Here is a 15,230-nt window from a genome sequence, read left to right as displayed (position 1 = left end):
CTGGTTCGGTGAAGCCTTCAACCTTGGCTAACGTAGCCCTGACTTAATGCAGCCTTGGCGCCTTCAACAGCTTGGCGCGATCGGTCGAGCTCAGCACCATGTCGAAGGTGACGCCCTCGTGGTAGACGGTGAGCGGCACATCGACGCCTGCTGTGCCCAGCGACCAGAGTTTTCGGTAGAAGCCGGTCTGGCTGGTGATCTTGTCGCCGTCGACCGCGAGGATGACGTCGCCGGTCTTGAGTTCGGCGCGGGCCGCCGGTCCCTTGCTGGCGATGCCGACCACCACGACGCGGTTGTCGATTTCGGTGGTGTGCATGCCGAGCCACGGCCGCGACGGCTTGTTGACGCGGCCGAATTTCCTGATGTCGTCGAGCACCGGCTTCAACAGATCGATCGGCACGATCATGTTGACGTGCTCGGCCTTGCCCTCGCGCTCGCGGTCGAGCTGCAGCGAGCCGATGCCGATCAGTTCGCCGCGGTTCGAGATCAGCCCGGTGCCGCCCCAATTCGGATGGGCGGGATGGGTGAAGATCGCCTCATCCAGCAGATATTCCCAATAGCCGGCAAATTCCTGCTTGGCCGCGATCTGGCTTGCGACCGAACGCGTGCGCCCGCCGGCACCGCCGACCACCACGCGGTCGCCGATTTGCGCAGCCGCGGACGAGCCGAGCGGCAGTGGTTCGAGATCGAGGTCGCCGAGCGCCTGCACCAGGCCGAAGCCGGACTCGAAATCGAAGCCGAGCGCATGGCCCTCGACCACGCTGCCATCGCCGCGATGCAGCCAGACCGTATCAGCCTCGGTGATGAGATAGCCGATGGTCAGCACCAGCCCATGATCGATCACGACGCCATTGCCGGCGCGTTCGGTACCGAGCGTTTCCGCGCTATGGGCATCGGATGGAATGATCGAATGCAGCCCGACCACCGACGACAGGGCCTTGTCGAGGTCGAAAGCATAATCGCCCGCGCGCGGCTGGTTTGCGGGCGGCACTCTCCATTCGGTCAAAGAAGGCATGGATGGTCTCCTGACGAACCGGCGCACGTTTCGGCAAGGCGAAAGCGCGGGAAATTGATGACAATCTATGCTGCAAACGGCCGTCTTGAAAGTGTCCCTCAAAATGGGCCGCCACGCGACCAATAAGAGGACAGATTCACAAATGTTCCGCAGGATTTTAGGATCATTCCACCTTCACGCGTGGCCGGCTCGGCATGATCCGGAAGTCGCGGTTTTCCTTCAGCCATCCCGCGCGTTCGTCGCGCAATAGCGTCCGGCGAACCTTGCCGGAATCGTCGCGCAGGCCGACGGTAACGGCCTCAAAACTTTCCGGGTGCTTGTAGCGGCTGAGCCGGTCGGCCAGGAAAGCGGCCATACCGTCGGTAACGGCCTGCGTATCCGTGCTGCCGTCGAGTTCGAGGATGGCGTGCACGCGCTGCCCGAATTCCGGATCGGGCAGGCCTACGACGACACAGGAGCGCACGTCGGGATGTTCCGTCACCGCGGCCTCGACCTCCGCCGGATAGATGTTGGCGCCACCGCGCAAGATCATGTCGGCGAGGCGGTCGCCAAGATAAAGATAGCCTTCGGCATCCAGCCTTCCGATGTCGCCGAGCGACTCCCAGCCATCCGCGCGGCGCTTCGGCTCGGCGCCGAGATAGTGATAGGTACAGCCGGCGCCGTCATTGGGCAGGAAATAGATTTCGCCGGTCTCGCCGGTTGGGACGTCGTTGCCGTCTTCGCCGATGATGCGCAGGCGTGCGGTCTCGCCGATCTTGCCGACCGAGCCGCGGTGTTCGAGCCACTCAACGCCCGAGATGATCGTGGCGCCCTGGGCTTCAGTGCCGCCATAGAGTTCGTAGATGCGCTCGGGCCCCAGCCACTCGATCCATTTTTCCTTCAGCCATGGCGGCATGGGAGCTGCCATATGAAACACGATCTGCAGGCTCGACAGGTCGTAGCGGTTGCGCACCGCATCGGGCAGCGCCCAGATCCGGTGCATCATGGTGGGCACGAAATTGACCCACTGTACCCGGCTGGCCTCGATCAGCCGCAAGCATTCCTCGGCGTCGAATTTGACAAGGCCGGTGACGCGCCCGCCGTTGAATAGCGCGCTATGCGATACGATGAAGGGTGCGTTGTGATAGAGCGGCCCGGGATTGAGCAGCGAGCCGTTCTGCGGAATGCCGAGCCCGGATGGGGCTGTCGTATCCGCTACCGCCGGCCGGTGATCAAGGATCACTTTCGGCCGACCGGTCGAGCCGCCGCTGGTCATGGCCTTCCAGTAGCGCGCCACGGGATTGTTGACGGGTTCGTCTGACACGCCCTCAGGCACGAAATCGGCCGGCAGCGAATTCGGCGCATTCCAGTCCGGCTGGCCGCCGACCACCAGCGACGGCTTGAGGATATCGAGCACGGCGGCGGCCTCGCCGCGCGGCAGCCGCCAGGTCAGCGATGTCGGCGTCGCACCGCATTTCCACACCGCAAAAGTGGTCTCGAAAAACACATTGCTGTTGGGCAGCCCGATGGCGACGAAATCGCCGGGCTTGACGCCCTTGGCGGCAAAGGCGCGGGCACGGGCGTTGGCGTTGCGCTCGAGCTGCTCCCAGGTGATGGCATCGGCGCCGTGACTGACCGCGATGGTGTCCTTTGGCTTCCGTTCGGCAAACCAGCGTGGCACGTCGGCGATGGGAATGAGCATGGGGCGTTTCCGTTGGGGCGTTGATGCCGCTCTTGTGTTTCGGACGAGGCGGGCGCCTCAGAAGTATGGTGACAGAATTAGATTGCTGGGTGAAGGGCGCAGCTTGCCTCCCGTCCTCCGCACTGTGGTATAAAGCAGGCTCCCAAAGAGGACGCAGGGACACCTATGTGGAAACAGCTCTGGAAGAAATGGACCCTCGATAAGCCTGCGGCTTTCGGCGATTTGCTGTGGGAAGTCTTTGTTGTCCAACTGGCCGCATTCCTGGACCGGCTGACGCTGAGACAGGTCATTGCGTTCATTCCTGTCGTCATTCTTGTTCTGGCTTACTCTCACAGCATCCCGATTCCTCCCGAATTGATGCTGGTTGGCGACGTGCTGGCCTACATCGATATCTATTCGGCAATCCTGCTGGTCGGCCTCATGAGCCGCGTCACAACTGTCCTATTCGCCCTGAAACAGGCCGCAGCGGTTATTGCTGGACTCGCGAGCAACCTGTTTGCGGGCTTGCAGCGGCTGGATTTCCGCCACCGCCGTGAAGGTGGCGCGAGGCGTCAAAAGAAGGCTGCCAGCCGAACCGGCAACGACGACGAACCCGCGGTGGCTTACGGCCTCGCATGGGCTTGATGGCATGCTTTACGGTCGGCGTTGAAGCAGCCCGGTGCGCAGGGTGGGCAAAGGCGCACTTGCGCCGTGCCCACCATTCAATCTGCATTCCGAGTTCAAAAAATGCTCCGCACGCTTCGCTTTGGCTGCCTATCGCTGCAGCGGAACATCGCGCATTCCGTCACCGCCAATCATCCCGAATGCGAAGGCTATCCGGTCGTGCGCTTGATCGTCGAGCGTTTGTTCGCGTTGACTCCGGCAATGGCGGCGGTTTGGCGCTCATCAATCTCAGGAACAAGAATATGAACAGAGCCGCCGCGAGCGGATAGACCAGGATCAGCCCAATCGTTGCCAGCATGATTTCGCCGCGCGTGCCGAAGAAAAACGGTGCGAGTTCAAGCGGCATGATGATGCCGAAACCCGTGGCGATACCACCGATGGCGGCTACCGTATCGCGCTTGAGTTGCGATCGGGTGCCTTTCCAGTTAACGGCCAGCACGAAGCAGACAAAAGCCGTAGCGACGAATGCTGCCTCCGTCAGATGCATCAGCCGGATCGGCCAGCCGGTGGGCGAGCCGAGGGAGCCGATATAAGCGAACAGAAACATCATTCCGGGCCCCGCAGGCATGACACCACCTTGGCGTGCATACTTGCCGGCTGCGTTTAAGAAGTCATTAACAGTGGATGGCAACGGTCGACGTGGATCGTGCGGACCGAGCCGCGCCTTACGGATCGAGCTCCGTATCCCAGTATAAATAATCCAGCCAGCTATCGTGCAGATAGTTCGGCGGAAACAATCGCCCGTTGCGATGCAGTTGATGCACCGTCGGCGCGAACGGATGTTGCCTCGGAAACATCCGCGCCTGCTGCGGCGTCAGATTGCCCTTGCGCAGATTGCACGGCGAGCAGGCCGCGACGACATTTTCCCAGGTGGTCTGGCCGCCCTTGCTGCGCGGGATGATGTGATCGAAGGTCAGGTCGTCATGCGCGTGACAGTATTGGCAGACGAAGCGGTCGCGCAGGAAGACGTTGAACCGGGTGAAGGCGGGGTGCGTGGTCGGCTTGACGAACGACTTCAGCGACACCACGCTCGGAAGCTGGATCTCAAAGCTCGGGCTGTGCACCGCGCGGTCGTAGTGCTCGACGATGTTGACGCGATCGAGAAACACCGCCTTGATCGCGTCCTGCCACGACCAGAGAGACAGCGGGTAGTAACTCAGCGGCCGGAAATCCGCGTTCAGCACCAGTACCGGCCAACCGCCTTGCGAGACATGTGCGTTCAAGTAACGCTCCTGACCCCCATGTTAGCTGCGAAGCAGCATGCGCCTTGCATACTACAGGCAGCGTGACGGGATTGTGAAGAGCGTTCCGGGGCTTATCCCGCTGATGCCGCCGTTCCCCCGGATTTGCATCGTGGCCGCCAAGACCGCTAAATCGGACGAACAGGCGTCGTTCAGCCGCTGGCGGACCTCGAAAATGGGCACCCCTTCACGTTATCTTGAGGCACCGCGCCGGTTACGGGCGTTCGTTCGCGCCCATGAAACCAGCCTGGTGGTCCTGGCGGCGATGATCGGAACCATTGGCGGCCTGGTGGTGCTGGCGATGAGTGTGGCGGTGGCGGCCCTGCACGCGCTGCTGTTCAACATCAGCATTACGGAGCGGCTTTCCAGCCAGCCGAGTATCGAGACACTACGGGCCGTGCTGGTTCCAAGCCTCGGCGGCTTGCTGCTGGGGGTAGCCCTGCTGCTGTTGCTGCGCTGGCGGCCTGCGCGCGAGATCGACCCGATCGAGGCCAACGCCCTGCATGGCGGCCGGATGTCGTTCCGCGGCAGCGTCATCGTGGCGCTGCAGACCACCTGGTCCAGCGGGGTCGGCGCGTCGGTCGGCCTTGAAGCGGGATATACCCAGCTTGCGAGCGGGCTTGCCGCTTCGCTCGGCCGTGGATTTCACCTCCGCCGCGCCGATCAGCGCATCATGGTCGGCTGCGGAGCGGCGGCTGCGATCTCGGGCGCGTTCGGCGCCCCGCTCGCCGGCGCCTTCTATGCGTTTGAGCTGGTGATCGGAGGCTATACGTCGGCCAGCCTGACGCCGGTCGGCGTCGCCGCCGTGGCGGGCTATTTTATCACCCACGGATTTGCGGAGCTGTCGCTCGGGATCAGCGTTGGCCCGGTCGGCGACGTGGTCGGCCGCGATCTTGCGGTTGCCGCGCTGCTCGGAGTTCTGGCGGCGCTGTTCGGCATCCTCATCATGCGCGGCGTGGCGTTGTGCGAGATGGGGCTTGCGAAGACCCCTCTCTGGCCGCCGCTTCGCCCGGCGCTCGGCGGCCTCGGGGTCGGTCTGCTCGCGCTGCTGACACCACAGGTGATGTCGTCGGGGCATGGCGCACTGCATTTTTCCGGTCTCGTCTCGATGCCGTTGCAGATCATCGCTGGCGTCTTCGTTCTGAAGGCGTTGGCCTCGATCGTCTCGCTCGGCTCCGGCTTTCGCGGCGGATTGTTCTTCGCCACGCTGTTCATGGGCGCGCTTGGCGGCCGCCTGTACGCCGCCGGCGTCGATCTGGTCTGGCCAGGCCTTGCGCTGGATCCCAATGTCTATGCGGTGATCGGGATGAGCGCGCTGTCGGCGTCGGTGATCGGCGGCCCGCTGACGATGTCGTTCATCGCGCTGGAATCGACCGGCAATCTCTGGCTCACCACGGTGGTGCTGGTCGCGGTCATGATCTCCACCCAGATCACGCGCGAATTGTTCGGCTACTCGTTTGCGACCTGGCGCCTGCATCTGCGCGGCGAAACCATCCGCAGCGCCGCCGATGTCGGCTGGATCCGCGATCTCACAGTCCGCCGCCTGATGCGGCCGGATGTCGCCACGGTCGATGCCGGTATCGGAATCGAGGAGTTCCGGGTGAAATTTCCGCTGGGGTCGAAGACACAGGTCGTCGCGGTCGATGCCACGGGGTGCTATGTCGGGCTCGCGGTGGTGGCCGAAGCGCACGCACCTGACATCGATGCGGCGCGCGGCCTCATCGGCATGCTGCATCATCGCGACGTCGTGCTGCATCCGGCCATGAATATTCAGGAAGCCATCGCAGTCTTTGACGCCGCCGAAGCGGAATCGCTGGCGGTCGTCGAAGCCGATGGCGAGCACCGGCCGGTCGGAATTCTCACCGAAGCCCATGCCATGCGGCGCTACGCGGAAGAATCCGACAAACGCAGGCGGGAGGCGATCGGCGAGGTTTGAGCGCCGGCGTCCACGGCTTGGTGGCGCTGGCCTCGACAGGGCCGGCGCGGTTCCTGGATGGCAAAGTTAAGGCGTCCGCCGGTCAATCCATCGTGATCGCGCGGGTCCTTCGTACCCTGGCGCGCTGGCCGCCGATCATCAGGGCGCTTAACCTCGGGTGCCCAGTCATCGCAGAGGTTGCCATGAAAGTTCACGCGATTCAGACCGGCTTTGTCCGGATCAAGACCGCGCAGGTCGAGGGACGCGGACATGGATTGTCGCGGCGGCTCGCTATTTTTGCCGACGCCAGCTGGACCGATTGGCTCCCGACCTACGCATGGGCCATCGACTGCAGCGAAGGCGTGATCGTGGTCGATAGCGGGCAGGGCGCGCATCTGCTCCAATCCGGCAAGTCGTTGCATCCCTATGTCCGTTGGGAAGTTGCGTTCCGGATCGAGCCGGAGCAGGAGATCGGTCCGCAACTGCGTGCCCTTGGCGTGGGCCCGCGCGATGTCAAACGGGTCGTTCTCACGCATCTGCACATGGATCACGACGGCGGGCTGGTGCATTTCCCGAACAGCGAAATTCTGGTGTCGCCGGGTGAACTGAAAATCGCCAGCGGATTTGCGGGCCGGATGCGCGGTTACCTTCCGCAGCGCTGGCCGTCCTGGTTCGATCCGGCGCCATTGCAGCTTGAAGCCAAGTCGTTCGGACCCTTTGCGCAAAGCCGGCGATTGACGGAGGCAGGAGACGTTGTCGCTGTCGCCACGCCCGGCCACACGGCCGATCATCTATCGATCGTGGCCGACGATGGCGATATCACCTATTTTCTCGCGGGCGACGCTTCCTACGACGAGAAACTGATGCTGGCGGGCAAGCTCGACGGTGTCAGCGCCGACGAGCGGGTCACCACCGCCACGCTCGACGCGATCCGTCATTTCGTCCAGTCACGTCCGACCGTCTATCTGCCGACCCATGATCCGCAGGCGGCGGCGCGGCTGGCGCGCCGGCAATTGGCCGGTGCCGCAGCCTAGATCTTCTCCAGCTTCTGCAGGCAGCGGCTCACCCGAACCTCCGGCGGCATCGGCGTTTCCGGAAAGCTGGTCTTCCAGTCGGTAACGCCGACTTCGCCGACATAGATGTCGCCCCTGGAATCCATCGCGATGCCGTGGGGCGCGAGGAATTTGCCGGCCTCCAGCCCGGGGCCGTTCTCGCCGCCGAGCCGGGCGATGCGGTTACCCTTGGCGTCGACGATCGAGAGCCTTGGGCCGAGATTGGGCACCTTGCGATTGACCGCCAGGCCGGGACCGAGTTCGCCGATAATGAAATTCGCCTGCTTGCCGCCGCAGCGGCACAGCGCGCAGGGCCGGTGCAGATTGTTCCACTGCGTCTCGTATTTGCCGTTGCCGTCGAACACCTGGACGCGGTGGTTCTCGCGATCGGCGACATAGACCCAGCCGTCGGCGTCGGTCGCGATGTTGTGGACGATGTTGAACTGGCCGGGATCGGTGCCCGGTTCGCCCCAGGTTTTCAGCAGCTTTCCGTCGGGCGAATATTTGTGGACGCAGGCATTGCCATAGCCGTCGGAGACATAGATCTCGCCCTTCGGCGACAGCGCGGTATGGGTGCAGCGGTGAAACGGCTCGCCGCTCATGAACGGCGCCGGCTTGTTCGGGATGCCGATGGTCAGCAGCACCTTGCCGTCGGTCGTGCACTTGCGCACGGTGTGGTCGCCGTCGTCGGTGCAATAGAGGTTGTCGTCGGCATCGATGTGCAGGCCGTGGGCGCGATTGAACAGGCCTTCGCCCCAGCTCCTGAGGAAATTCCCCTCGCGGTCCAGCACCACCATCGGATGGTCGCCGCGGTTAAACACATAGATGCGGTCCTTGCTGTCGACCGCGACGGACGCCGCGTCGGTCAGGCTCCAGCCGTCCGGCAACTTCGCCCAGTTTTCCACCACGCGGTAACGGTGCTCGCCCGAGCCGAGAATAGCCGGCATGCGTTTCTCCCCATCTGTTATTTGTTTGGCCGGTGAGTGTTTCAGAGAACTGCCCGAAGCACGAGGGGGATTTGCGCATGGCACATTTCCGCCAGACTAGACTAGGGCGTGTACTCACAGACGGCCAGACGAGACCTCCGCGTCGGGGAGCGCAGCAGACCAGTTGTGCTCAAGGTGAGTTCTTCGGATTTTAACCCAAAGCAGACGCTCGGTCGGACCGCGCGGCCTGCCAGCGGTGGTCATTCATGCGATCGCATGAGTAAGTAAGGTCGCCTCAGTTGCTCCATACGCCATCACCGTACCACGGAGCCTGGTGCAAATCTCGGCTTCACAAAAAGTAAGACCCGAGCTGGCGGCCACATTCTTTGCGATGTCGCCTGATGACCCTGATCGGACCTCGTGCACATAGTTTGTCTCCCGCAAACCTAGCTGTCTTCCGCCAAATGTGTTCTACTGGCTTTAGCGGATTTAGCGTCTTGCTGGCCTGATTGTGACCATCCCGTTCTCGGCGATTGCGAATGAGTAAGGGAGATGCGCATGGCAATTGACTTGGCCGCTGCCATTGAAGATTTTTGGATCGCGCGCAAACGCGGCGAATTCTTCCCTCGCGCCTACTATGACAAGCTTACATTGGATGATGCCTATCGTATCCAACTTGCCTTGATCGACCGACGTGTCGCCGCCGGAGAGCGTCAAATAGGTTGGAAGGTCGGTCTCACTGCCAAGGCCATTCAAGAGCAGTTTGGGTTTCACGAACCAATATTCGCCTGCCTATTGGAAACACAGCCGTCCGGGCACGTGTTCGGAAGCACCGAATTGATTAATCCCGGCATCGAAACTGAACTCTGCGTCCGCCTTACCCATGGGCTCGATGGTACCGTTTCTATGGCGCAGGTGCGCGAGGCGATTGATGTAGTCCAGCCATCGTTCGAGATTATCGAGACGCGTGGCGATCCACGTCAGGTGATGCTGCTGATGGCGGACAACGGGCAGGCACGCTCTGTTGTTGCTGGAGCGCCGGTGCGCCTAACGCCGGAGTTGGCGCTTGATAAGGTTTCAGCGTATATCAATATCAACGGGCAAGAAATGGCGAGCGGATTGGGAAGTGCCGTACTCGACAATCCCCTTAACTCGGTCTTGTGGCTTGCCCGGAAGCTCGGCGAGTACGGTCGTTGTCTCCGCCGAAATGACATCGTCATGACCGGATCGTTTGTCCGCCAGTTCCCACTCACACCCGGTGACGTGGCCTTTGCGGAATTTTCCGGTATCGGTCGGGTCGAAATGGGAATTTCGAAGGCTTGAGTACGAAGCCGCGAGCCGTTCCTTTCGGCTCTGGGGCTGCGCACAGGACCGATCTCGGTTCCAACCGGCGAATCGCCTGTTGGCCCTTCGCGAGCGTCGCGGCTTGTCTGCATTTGCGTCGCTTCTGAGGGACAAGCGGACATCAACGGTGTTTAAGCCGACTGTCCCGATTTTGACTGTCCCGATTTTATGAGTACACGCTAGGCTAGCTTCCCATATCCTCCGCCGCGATGATCCGCTGGCGCAGCGCCAGGCGCACCAATTCGATGTCGGAGGCGACGCCGAGCTTGGCGCGGATCTGATAGCGGGTGTTGGCTGCGGTCTTGACGCTGATATGCAGCGTGTTTGCGATCTCATCCACGGATTTCTCCGCCAGCAGCATGCGCAGGATTTCGAATTCCCGCGGGCTCAGCGCGTCGATCGCCGAGGGCTCGTCAGCAAGGCTGCTGATGGCGAGTTCGTGGTCGATGTCGGGGCTGAGTGCGATGCGTCCGGCCATCACCTCGGCGATGGCGCGCAGCAGCGCCTCGGGCGGATTGCTTTTTGTGACGAAGCCACGTGCACCCGCCTTGATCGCCTGCACCGCATAGGCGGCGCTCTGGTGCATCGTAAAGACGAGGATGCGCGCGGACTTGTCCCATTGCCGGATGCGCCTGATGGCCTCGACCCCGCCAATTCCCGGCATCGACAGGTCCATGATGACGAGATCCGGCCTGGCTTCCTTGTAGACGCGATAGGCGTCGGCGCCGTTGTCGGCTTCGGCGACGACCTCAAGGCGATCCTGCTTCTGCAACAACGAGCGATAGCCCTCGCGCACGATGGCATGGTCGTCCGCCAGCATTACGCGCGTGCGGCCTGCGGCGTCAGCCATCCCTACGGCTGCCATGTCTAAAACTCCGCCCGCATGGTGGGAATGCGCGCGACAAGCCGGGCGCCGCCGGCCTCGCGCCGCTCGAATTGCAAGGTCCCGCCGAGCGAGACCACGCGCTCCTGCATGCCAAGCAGTCCCATGCCGGCCTTCGGCGCAGCATTAGCGCCATTCGCCTCGCCGTCGTCCTCGACGGTCAGGGCGATTTCGGCATCTCCGGCCTCGAGACGCAGCTGCACGCGCCTGGCGTGCGCGTGCTTTGCCGCATTGGTGATCGCCTCCTGCGCGATACGATAAAGGCTGGCGCTGACACCGGGCGGCAAATCGTCGGCCGCGCCAATGACGGCAATCTCAAACCGGGTGCGGCCCTTCTCAAAACCGTTCCAGCTCGCCACCAGGCTTTCGAGGCTGATTGTGAGGCCGAGTTCTTCGACATCGGGCGGACGCAGGCGCACCAACGCGCCGCGCAGGGTTTCCATCATATGCGCCGTCGTGCGCGAGATGCCCCGGCATTCCTCGTAGAGCGGCGGACATTCGCGCTCCGCGGTGTGGGTGGCGGCGGCGGCCTGTGCCGCGATGGCGGAAAGCGACTGGCCGAATTCGTCGTGCAACTCGCGTGCAAGATGGCGTCGCTCCTCGTCCTGCACTTCGATCAGCTTTCGCGTCAAGGCATTGCGTTCGGCAAGCGTGGTCTGCAGCCGTTCCGCAAGGGTGTTGAAGACGCCGGAGATGACAGACAATTCGGCGAGATCGAAACGGGGGAGGCGCGCGGAAAGATCGTTCGCCGCCAGTTGCCGGAGCCCGGCGCCAATGGCCTGGGTCGGCCGCAGCGCGCGCGCCAGCGTGGCATAGACCGCAACACACAGCCCCAACAGCGCGAACGCCATGATGGAGAGCAGCCGGCTCGCCTCGCGCCAGCTCTGGCCGATCTGCGTGGCGGGATCGAAGGTGGCGACGGCCATGCCGCGGGCACTGCCGGCCACGAGGACCGGCATCGAGACCGGTTCACCCGGGCGAAAGATGGCGCGGTAGAGCGAGGCGAAGATTTCGGGCGCGGCCGTTTCCTCGGCGGGCGCCCCGCTGCAGACGCCCTGGCGAAACGCGCCGGCGTTGTCGCGGTAAGCGATGCAGAGCCCCGGCTCCATCAAAGCGGCGATCCCCTGCAAATCCGGCGTTGCGTTGATGGACACGGAGAGCCACTGCGCCTGCGATTGCTGCAACGAGAGATCCCTCGCCACAATCTCGGCGATACGGCTCGCTTTGGCCCTGGCGACACGGTCGCTGTCAAACAAGGTGTAGGCCGCGACGGCGACAAAGCAGACGGCCGCAAGCGCCGCGACGCGTAACGCCAGCCGCAGCTTCAGATCGATGGCGGGCGGCCGGTTCGCCACGGAGTTGGATGCCTGTCGCAAGCTTCCTCCCCAGGATTTCTCGCCAGGATTTCTCGCCAGGGTTCCTCGCCGAGATTCCTCGCAATGGCTTCGAATAGTGAGGCAAATTACGCCGGGAAGAAAGCGGGGCAAGAGCGGCAGGACAAGATCGGGTATTTCACCCGGTCGATCCAGGGAAAGCTGCCGTTTCGGAAAGCCGGCAGATCGGGCGATGTCGCGACGAGCAAGCAGTTCCGAGGCAGTTCGAGGTGACCCATGCGCGACATCGCCCTTATCCTTGCTCCGGCAATCATGCTTGCGTCGCTCGTGACGGCTGGGGCTGCCGCGACGGTCGCGCCATCTCCGATCAAAATTGCGGTCTTTCCGTTCGAACTGGAGGATTTCAGCGGCGCGGCCGGCTACGTCCCCCCTGATGACATCGACCGCGAGCAATTGCGGCTTTCGGCGGAAGAAGCCCGGCGGCTGATCGCCGGATCCGGGCGCTACCAACTGGTCGACGTCAGCGCCGTGAACGACCAGGCGGCGAAAGCAGGCAAGTTGCGGGATTGCGACGGCTGCGAAGCCAGGATCGCCGCCGGCCTTGACGCAGATCAGTCGATGATCGGGATCGTCACGCGCGTCTCCCGAACTGAATACGCGGTCACCTACAGGATTCGCGACGCCCGATCCGGGACGATCGTCGCGGTCGAGCAGACGGATCTGCGTATGGGCGCCAATGTGGCCTGGAGCCGCGGGGCGCGTTGGCTGATCCAGAACCGTCTGCTGGAGCAGGCGAAATAGTTGCCGGAACGAAACGCACGCTACGCAATGAAAAGGAACCGTTTGCGATGGAAAATCTGATGAAGTTACGGATGTTGAGCCTCGCTTTGACCGCCGCCGCTGTTGTTTGCACCTGTTCTGTCCGGCCAGGCCGGGCGGAGGCGCCGACGCTCGTGCTCGCCGTCGCTGAAATCCACTATGTCGACACCTCGGGTGAGGCGATCGATCAAAGCGCCGACCACCGCCGGCGGCTGCGTGAATTCGAAGCCGCCTTGCGCAGCGATCTGGTAGCGAGCGGAAAGATAGCGAATGCAGCGCTTGAATGTCCGCCAAACGCCTGCTCGGTGGGTGACATCCATGACAGTCAACTGCTGGGCAAGGCGAAGGAGGCCGGCGCCACCCATCTGTTGATTGGTCGCTTTCACAAGATGAGCACGCTGATACAGCAGGCGAAATTCGACGTCATCGACGTGAAAGCGCGGAAAGTCGTGTTCGATCGCTATATCAGCTTCCGCGGCGACAACGACGCGGCCTGGCGCCGGGCGGAATCCTTCCTTGCCGGGCAAATCCTCGATCACGGCGAATGGTGAGCGGCAGCGCAGGCGTCAGCGCGGCAGCAGGCCTTCCTCGATCGCCTTGATCTGCAACGCGAGGTGTTTTGAGCCGATGCGGCATTGCGCCAGCCCGCCGGCGATCAGCCAGAGGCCGGGCTGGCCGGTGCGGGTGTACATGTTGCGCAGTTCCTGCTCCTCGCCGAAGCCCCAGATCGTGCCGACGCGCTTTTCGACGGCTTCGCCGAACAGTTTTCGCACCAGCTCCTCCTGCCGCTTGTAGCCGGTCGCGAGCACGATGAGGTCGGTGGGAATAGTCTCGCCGCTCTTCATCCTGGCACCGGCGGCCGTGAACGCGTCGAGATCGGCGAACTGCCGGAGCGCGATATCGCCCTTTACGATCAGGTCGGAGCAGCCGACGTTGAAATAATAGCCGCCGCCGCGGGTGAGGTATTTGAACTGCCAGCCGGTATTGTCTTCGCCGAAATCGATCTTGAAGCCGGCGCGCTCCAGGCCATCGAGCAATTCCTGGTCGAGCACTTTGGATTTTTCCGCCGTCAACGCGTGGCTCTTGCGCGCCAGCTTGAGCGGCATCGAGGTCGCGATCAGGTCGTTATCCTCCAGCGTGCCTTCGTTGTAAGGCGCATAGACCAGTTGCGCCGAGGGCTCGATACTGACCACCAGCGTGGAAGAGCGCTGAAACAGCGTGACGTTGGTGCCACTCGAATGCAAATCCTGCGCGATGTCGTGGCCGCTGTTGCCGGTACCGATCACGATGGCGCGCTTGCCCTTCCAGTTCTCACCGTCGTCATACTGGCTGGAATGCATCACCTCGCCGGCAAAGTCCTTCAGGCCGGCGATCTCAGGCACGCTCGGAATGCCGCTGACGCCGGTCGCCAGCACGACATGGCGCGGATGCATGGTGCGCCTGGCACCGTCGGCGCGGCGCAGCGTCACAGTCCAGCGGCCAGCCTTCTCGTCATAGCTGCCGCCCTCGAACTCGGTCTCGGTCCAGAAATTCAGCTCCAGGGCCTCGACATAGGCCTCGAACCAGTTGGCGAGCTTGTCCTTTGGAATGTAGGTCGGCCAGTTCGGCGGGAAATGCAAATAGGGCAGGTGATTGACCTGCACCTGATTATGCAGCGTCAGTGCATGATAGCGTTTGCGCCAGTTGTCGCCGATGCGCTTTTCGCGGTCGACGATCAGCGTATCGACGTTCAACTGTTTCAGCCGCGCGGCGATGGAAAGCCCGGATTGTCCGCCGCCGATGACAAGGACGGTCGGGTCGCGGTCGGCGTATGCAACCGAGGCTTTGCGCAGGTCGAGCCAGTTGGGGCCGCGAAAATCGCGCGAGTAGGCATTGCCACGCGGCCGATTGACGCCGAGTTGTTCCTCAAAACCCTTGAGCTCGCCGAGCTCGGTCAGCAGCGTCCAGGCCTTGAGGCGGTTGCCGTCGTGCTCGTCCGGGATCAGGCGGATGATGCCGCTGCCGCGTCCCACCCGGGTCTCGAACTTGAAGATCGCCTCGATCGCGTTGGTGCCCGCGCGCATCACCTTGCGCGGCGCGGCGCGATCGGGGGCGATCGCAAAGCCGCCCGGCGCCATGTTGCGGGCCAGCGGCGGCAGCGCCTCCAGGATCGCGTCTCTGCCGTTCAGCGTCTGGATATTCCAGCTCAGCGCCAGCACGTCGCGCCAGTAGCTGTCGGGATGGAACAGCTGATACAGCAGCGCTTCATCGGGCTTTCCGAGCGCTTCCTCGAATTGCGCAAGCCAGTTGTCGGCGGCTACCGAACTGTCGTCCGTCCTGTCGAGCATGGGCGTTTCTCATTCACGTGCCGTCTGTTG

The 15,230-nt window shown here is 63.0% G+C and carries 14 protein-coding genes; 6 read left to right on the top strand and 8 right to left on the bottom strand.

Annotation, left to right across the window (positions count from 1 at the left end):
• Positions 1-43: 43 nt before the first annotated feature.
• Complete coding sequence (locus tag ACPPVP_RS39575) at positions 44-1,015, bottom strand: S1C family serine protease (protein WP_426528967.1); 972 nt, start codon at positions 1,013-1,015, stop codon at positions 44-46.
• 163 nt (positions 1,016-1,178) lie between these two features.
• Positions 1,179-2,696, bottom strand: coding sequence for an AMP-binding protein (locus ACPPVP_RS39570; protein WP_426528965.1), 1,518 nt, complete (start codon positions 2,694-2,696; stop codon positions 1,179-1,181).
• A gap of 165 nt (positions 2,697-2,861) precedes the next feature.
• Between ACPPVP_RS39570 and ACPPVP_RS39565 the strand changes: the two genes are divergently transcribed.
• On the top strand, positions 2,862-3,320 hold the full coding sequence (locus ACPPVP_RS39565) for a hypothetical protein (RefSeq protein ID WP_426528963.1): 459 nt from the start codon (positions 2,862-2,864) through the stop codon (positions 3,318-3,320).
• Between the two features lie 160 nt (positions 3,321-3,480).
• Here ACPPVP_RS39565 and ACPPVP_RS39560 read toward each other — a convergent pair whose 3' ends face one another.
• Positions 3,481-3,909, bottom strand: a complete 429-nt coding sequence (locus ACPPVP_RS39560; RefSeq protein ID WP_426528961.1) for a hypothetical protein — start codon at positions 3,907-3,909, stop codon at positions 3,481-3,483.
• A gap of 115 nt (positions 3,910-4,024) precedes the next feature.
• The gene (locus ACPPVP_RS39555) at positions 4,025-4,582 is read right to left on the bottom strand and encodes an HNH endonuclease (RefSeq protein WP_214493640.1); all 558 of its coding nucleotides are present in this window, start codon (positions 4,580-4,582) and stop codon (positions 4,025-4,027) included.
• Between the two features lie 193 nt (positions 4,583-4,775).
• Here ACPPVP_RS39555 and ACPPVP_RS39550 point away from each other — a divergent pair, with 193 nt between their 5' ends.
• Positions 4,776-6,536, top strand: coding sequence for a chloride channel protein (locus tag ACPPVP_RS39550; protein ID WP_426538301.1), 1,761 nt, complete (start codon positions 4,776-4,778; stop codon positions 6,534-6,536).
• Positions 6,537-6,718: 182 nt separating this feature from the next.
• Complete coding sequence (locus tag ACPPVP_RS39545; RefSeq protein WP_426528958.1) at positions 6,719-7,549, top strand: N-acyl homoserine lactonase family protein; 831 nt, start codon at positions 6,719-6,721, stop codon at positions 7,547-7,549.
• Here the strand turns inward: ACPPVP_RS39545 and ACPPVP_RS39540 are convergent.
• Positions 7,546-8,514, bottom strand: a complete 969-nt coding sequence (locus ACPPVP_RS39540; protein ID WP_426528956.1) for a peptidyl-alpha-hydroxyglycine alpha-amidating lyase family protein — start codon at positions 8,512-8,514, stop codon at positions 7,546-7,548. The two genes, ACPPVP_RS39545 and ACPPVP_RS39540, sit on opposite strands and share 4 nt — an antisense overlap.
• Positions 8,515-9,051: 537 nt before the next feature.
• Here ACPPVP_RS39540 and ACPPVP_RS39535 point away from each other — a divergent pair.
• Positions 9,052-9,816 carry a 2-keto-4-pentenoate hydratase gene (locus tag ACPPVP_RS39535; protein WP_426528954.1) on the top strand — a complete coding sequence of 255 codons (765 nt, stop codon included), beginning with the start codon at positions 9,052-9,054 and terminating at the stop codon, positions 9,814-9,816.
• Between the two features lie 205 nt (positions 9,817-10,021).
• On the opposite strand, the gene ACPPVP_RS39530 is transcribed toward ACPPVP_RS39535, so the two are convergent.
• Together ACPPVP_RS39530 and ACPPVP_RS39525 are read right to left on the bottom strand one after the other, a co-directional pair.
• Positions 10,022-10,702 (bottom strand): response regulator, encoded by a 681-nt coding sequence (locus tag ACPPVP_RS39530; protein WP_426528952.1) that lies wholly within the window; start codon positions 10,700-10,702, stop codon positions 10,022-10,024.
• Positions 10,703-10,704: 2 nt separating this feature from the next.
• Positions 10,705-12,075: a histidine kinase gene (locus ACPPVP_RS39525; RefSeq protein WP_426538299.1), complete on the bottom strand. Its 1,371-nt coding sequence runs from the start codon at positions 12,073-12,075 to the stop codon at positions 10,705-10,707.
• A gap of 255 nt (positions 12,076-12,330) precedes the next feature.
• Here ACPPVP_RS39525 and ACPPVP_RS39520 point away from each other — a divergent pair, with 255 nt between their 5' ends.
• Together ACPPVP_RS39520 and ACPPVP_RS39515 are read left to right on the top strand one after the other, a co-directional pair.
• The gene (locus ACPPVP_RS39520; protein WP_426528950.1) at positions 12,331-12,855 is read left to right on the top strand and encodes a DUF3280 domain-containing protein; all 525 of its coding nucleotides are present in this window, start codon (positions 12,331-12,333) and stop codon (positions 12,853-12,855) included.
• Between the two features lie 59 nt (positions 12,856-12,914).
• Entirely contained in the window at positions 12,915-13,424 is a 510-nt protein-coding gene (locus ACPPVP_RS39515; RefSeq protein WP_426528948.1) for a DUF2380 domain-containing protein, read from the top strand.
• Positions 13,425-13,439: 15 nt separating this feature from the next.
• On the opposite strand, the gene ACPPVP_RS39510 is transcribed toward ACPPVP_RS39515, so the two are convergent.
• Complete coding sequence (locus tag ACPPVP_RS39510) at positions 13,440-15,200, bottom strand: flavin-containing monooxygenase (RefSeq protein WP_426528946.1); 1,761 nt, start codon at positions 15,198-15,200, stop codon at positions 13,440-13,442.
• Positions 15,201-15,230: the final 30 nt, after the last annotated feature.

Origin of the sequence: Bradyrhizobium sp. McL0615 (assembly GCF_049993905.1) — a bacterium.
In the GTDB taxonomy this organism is placed as follows: domain Bacteria; phylum Pseudomonadota; class Alphaproteobacteria; order Rhizobiales; family Xanthobacteraceae; genus Bradyrhizobium.
Note: the sequence above shows the minus strand (reverse complement) of the source record. Positions and strands in the feature narration are given on the sequence as shown.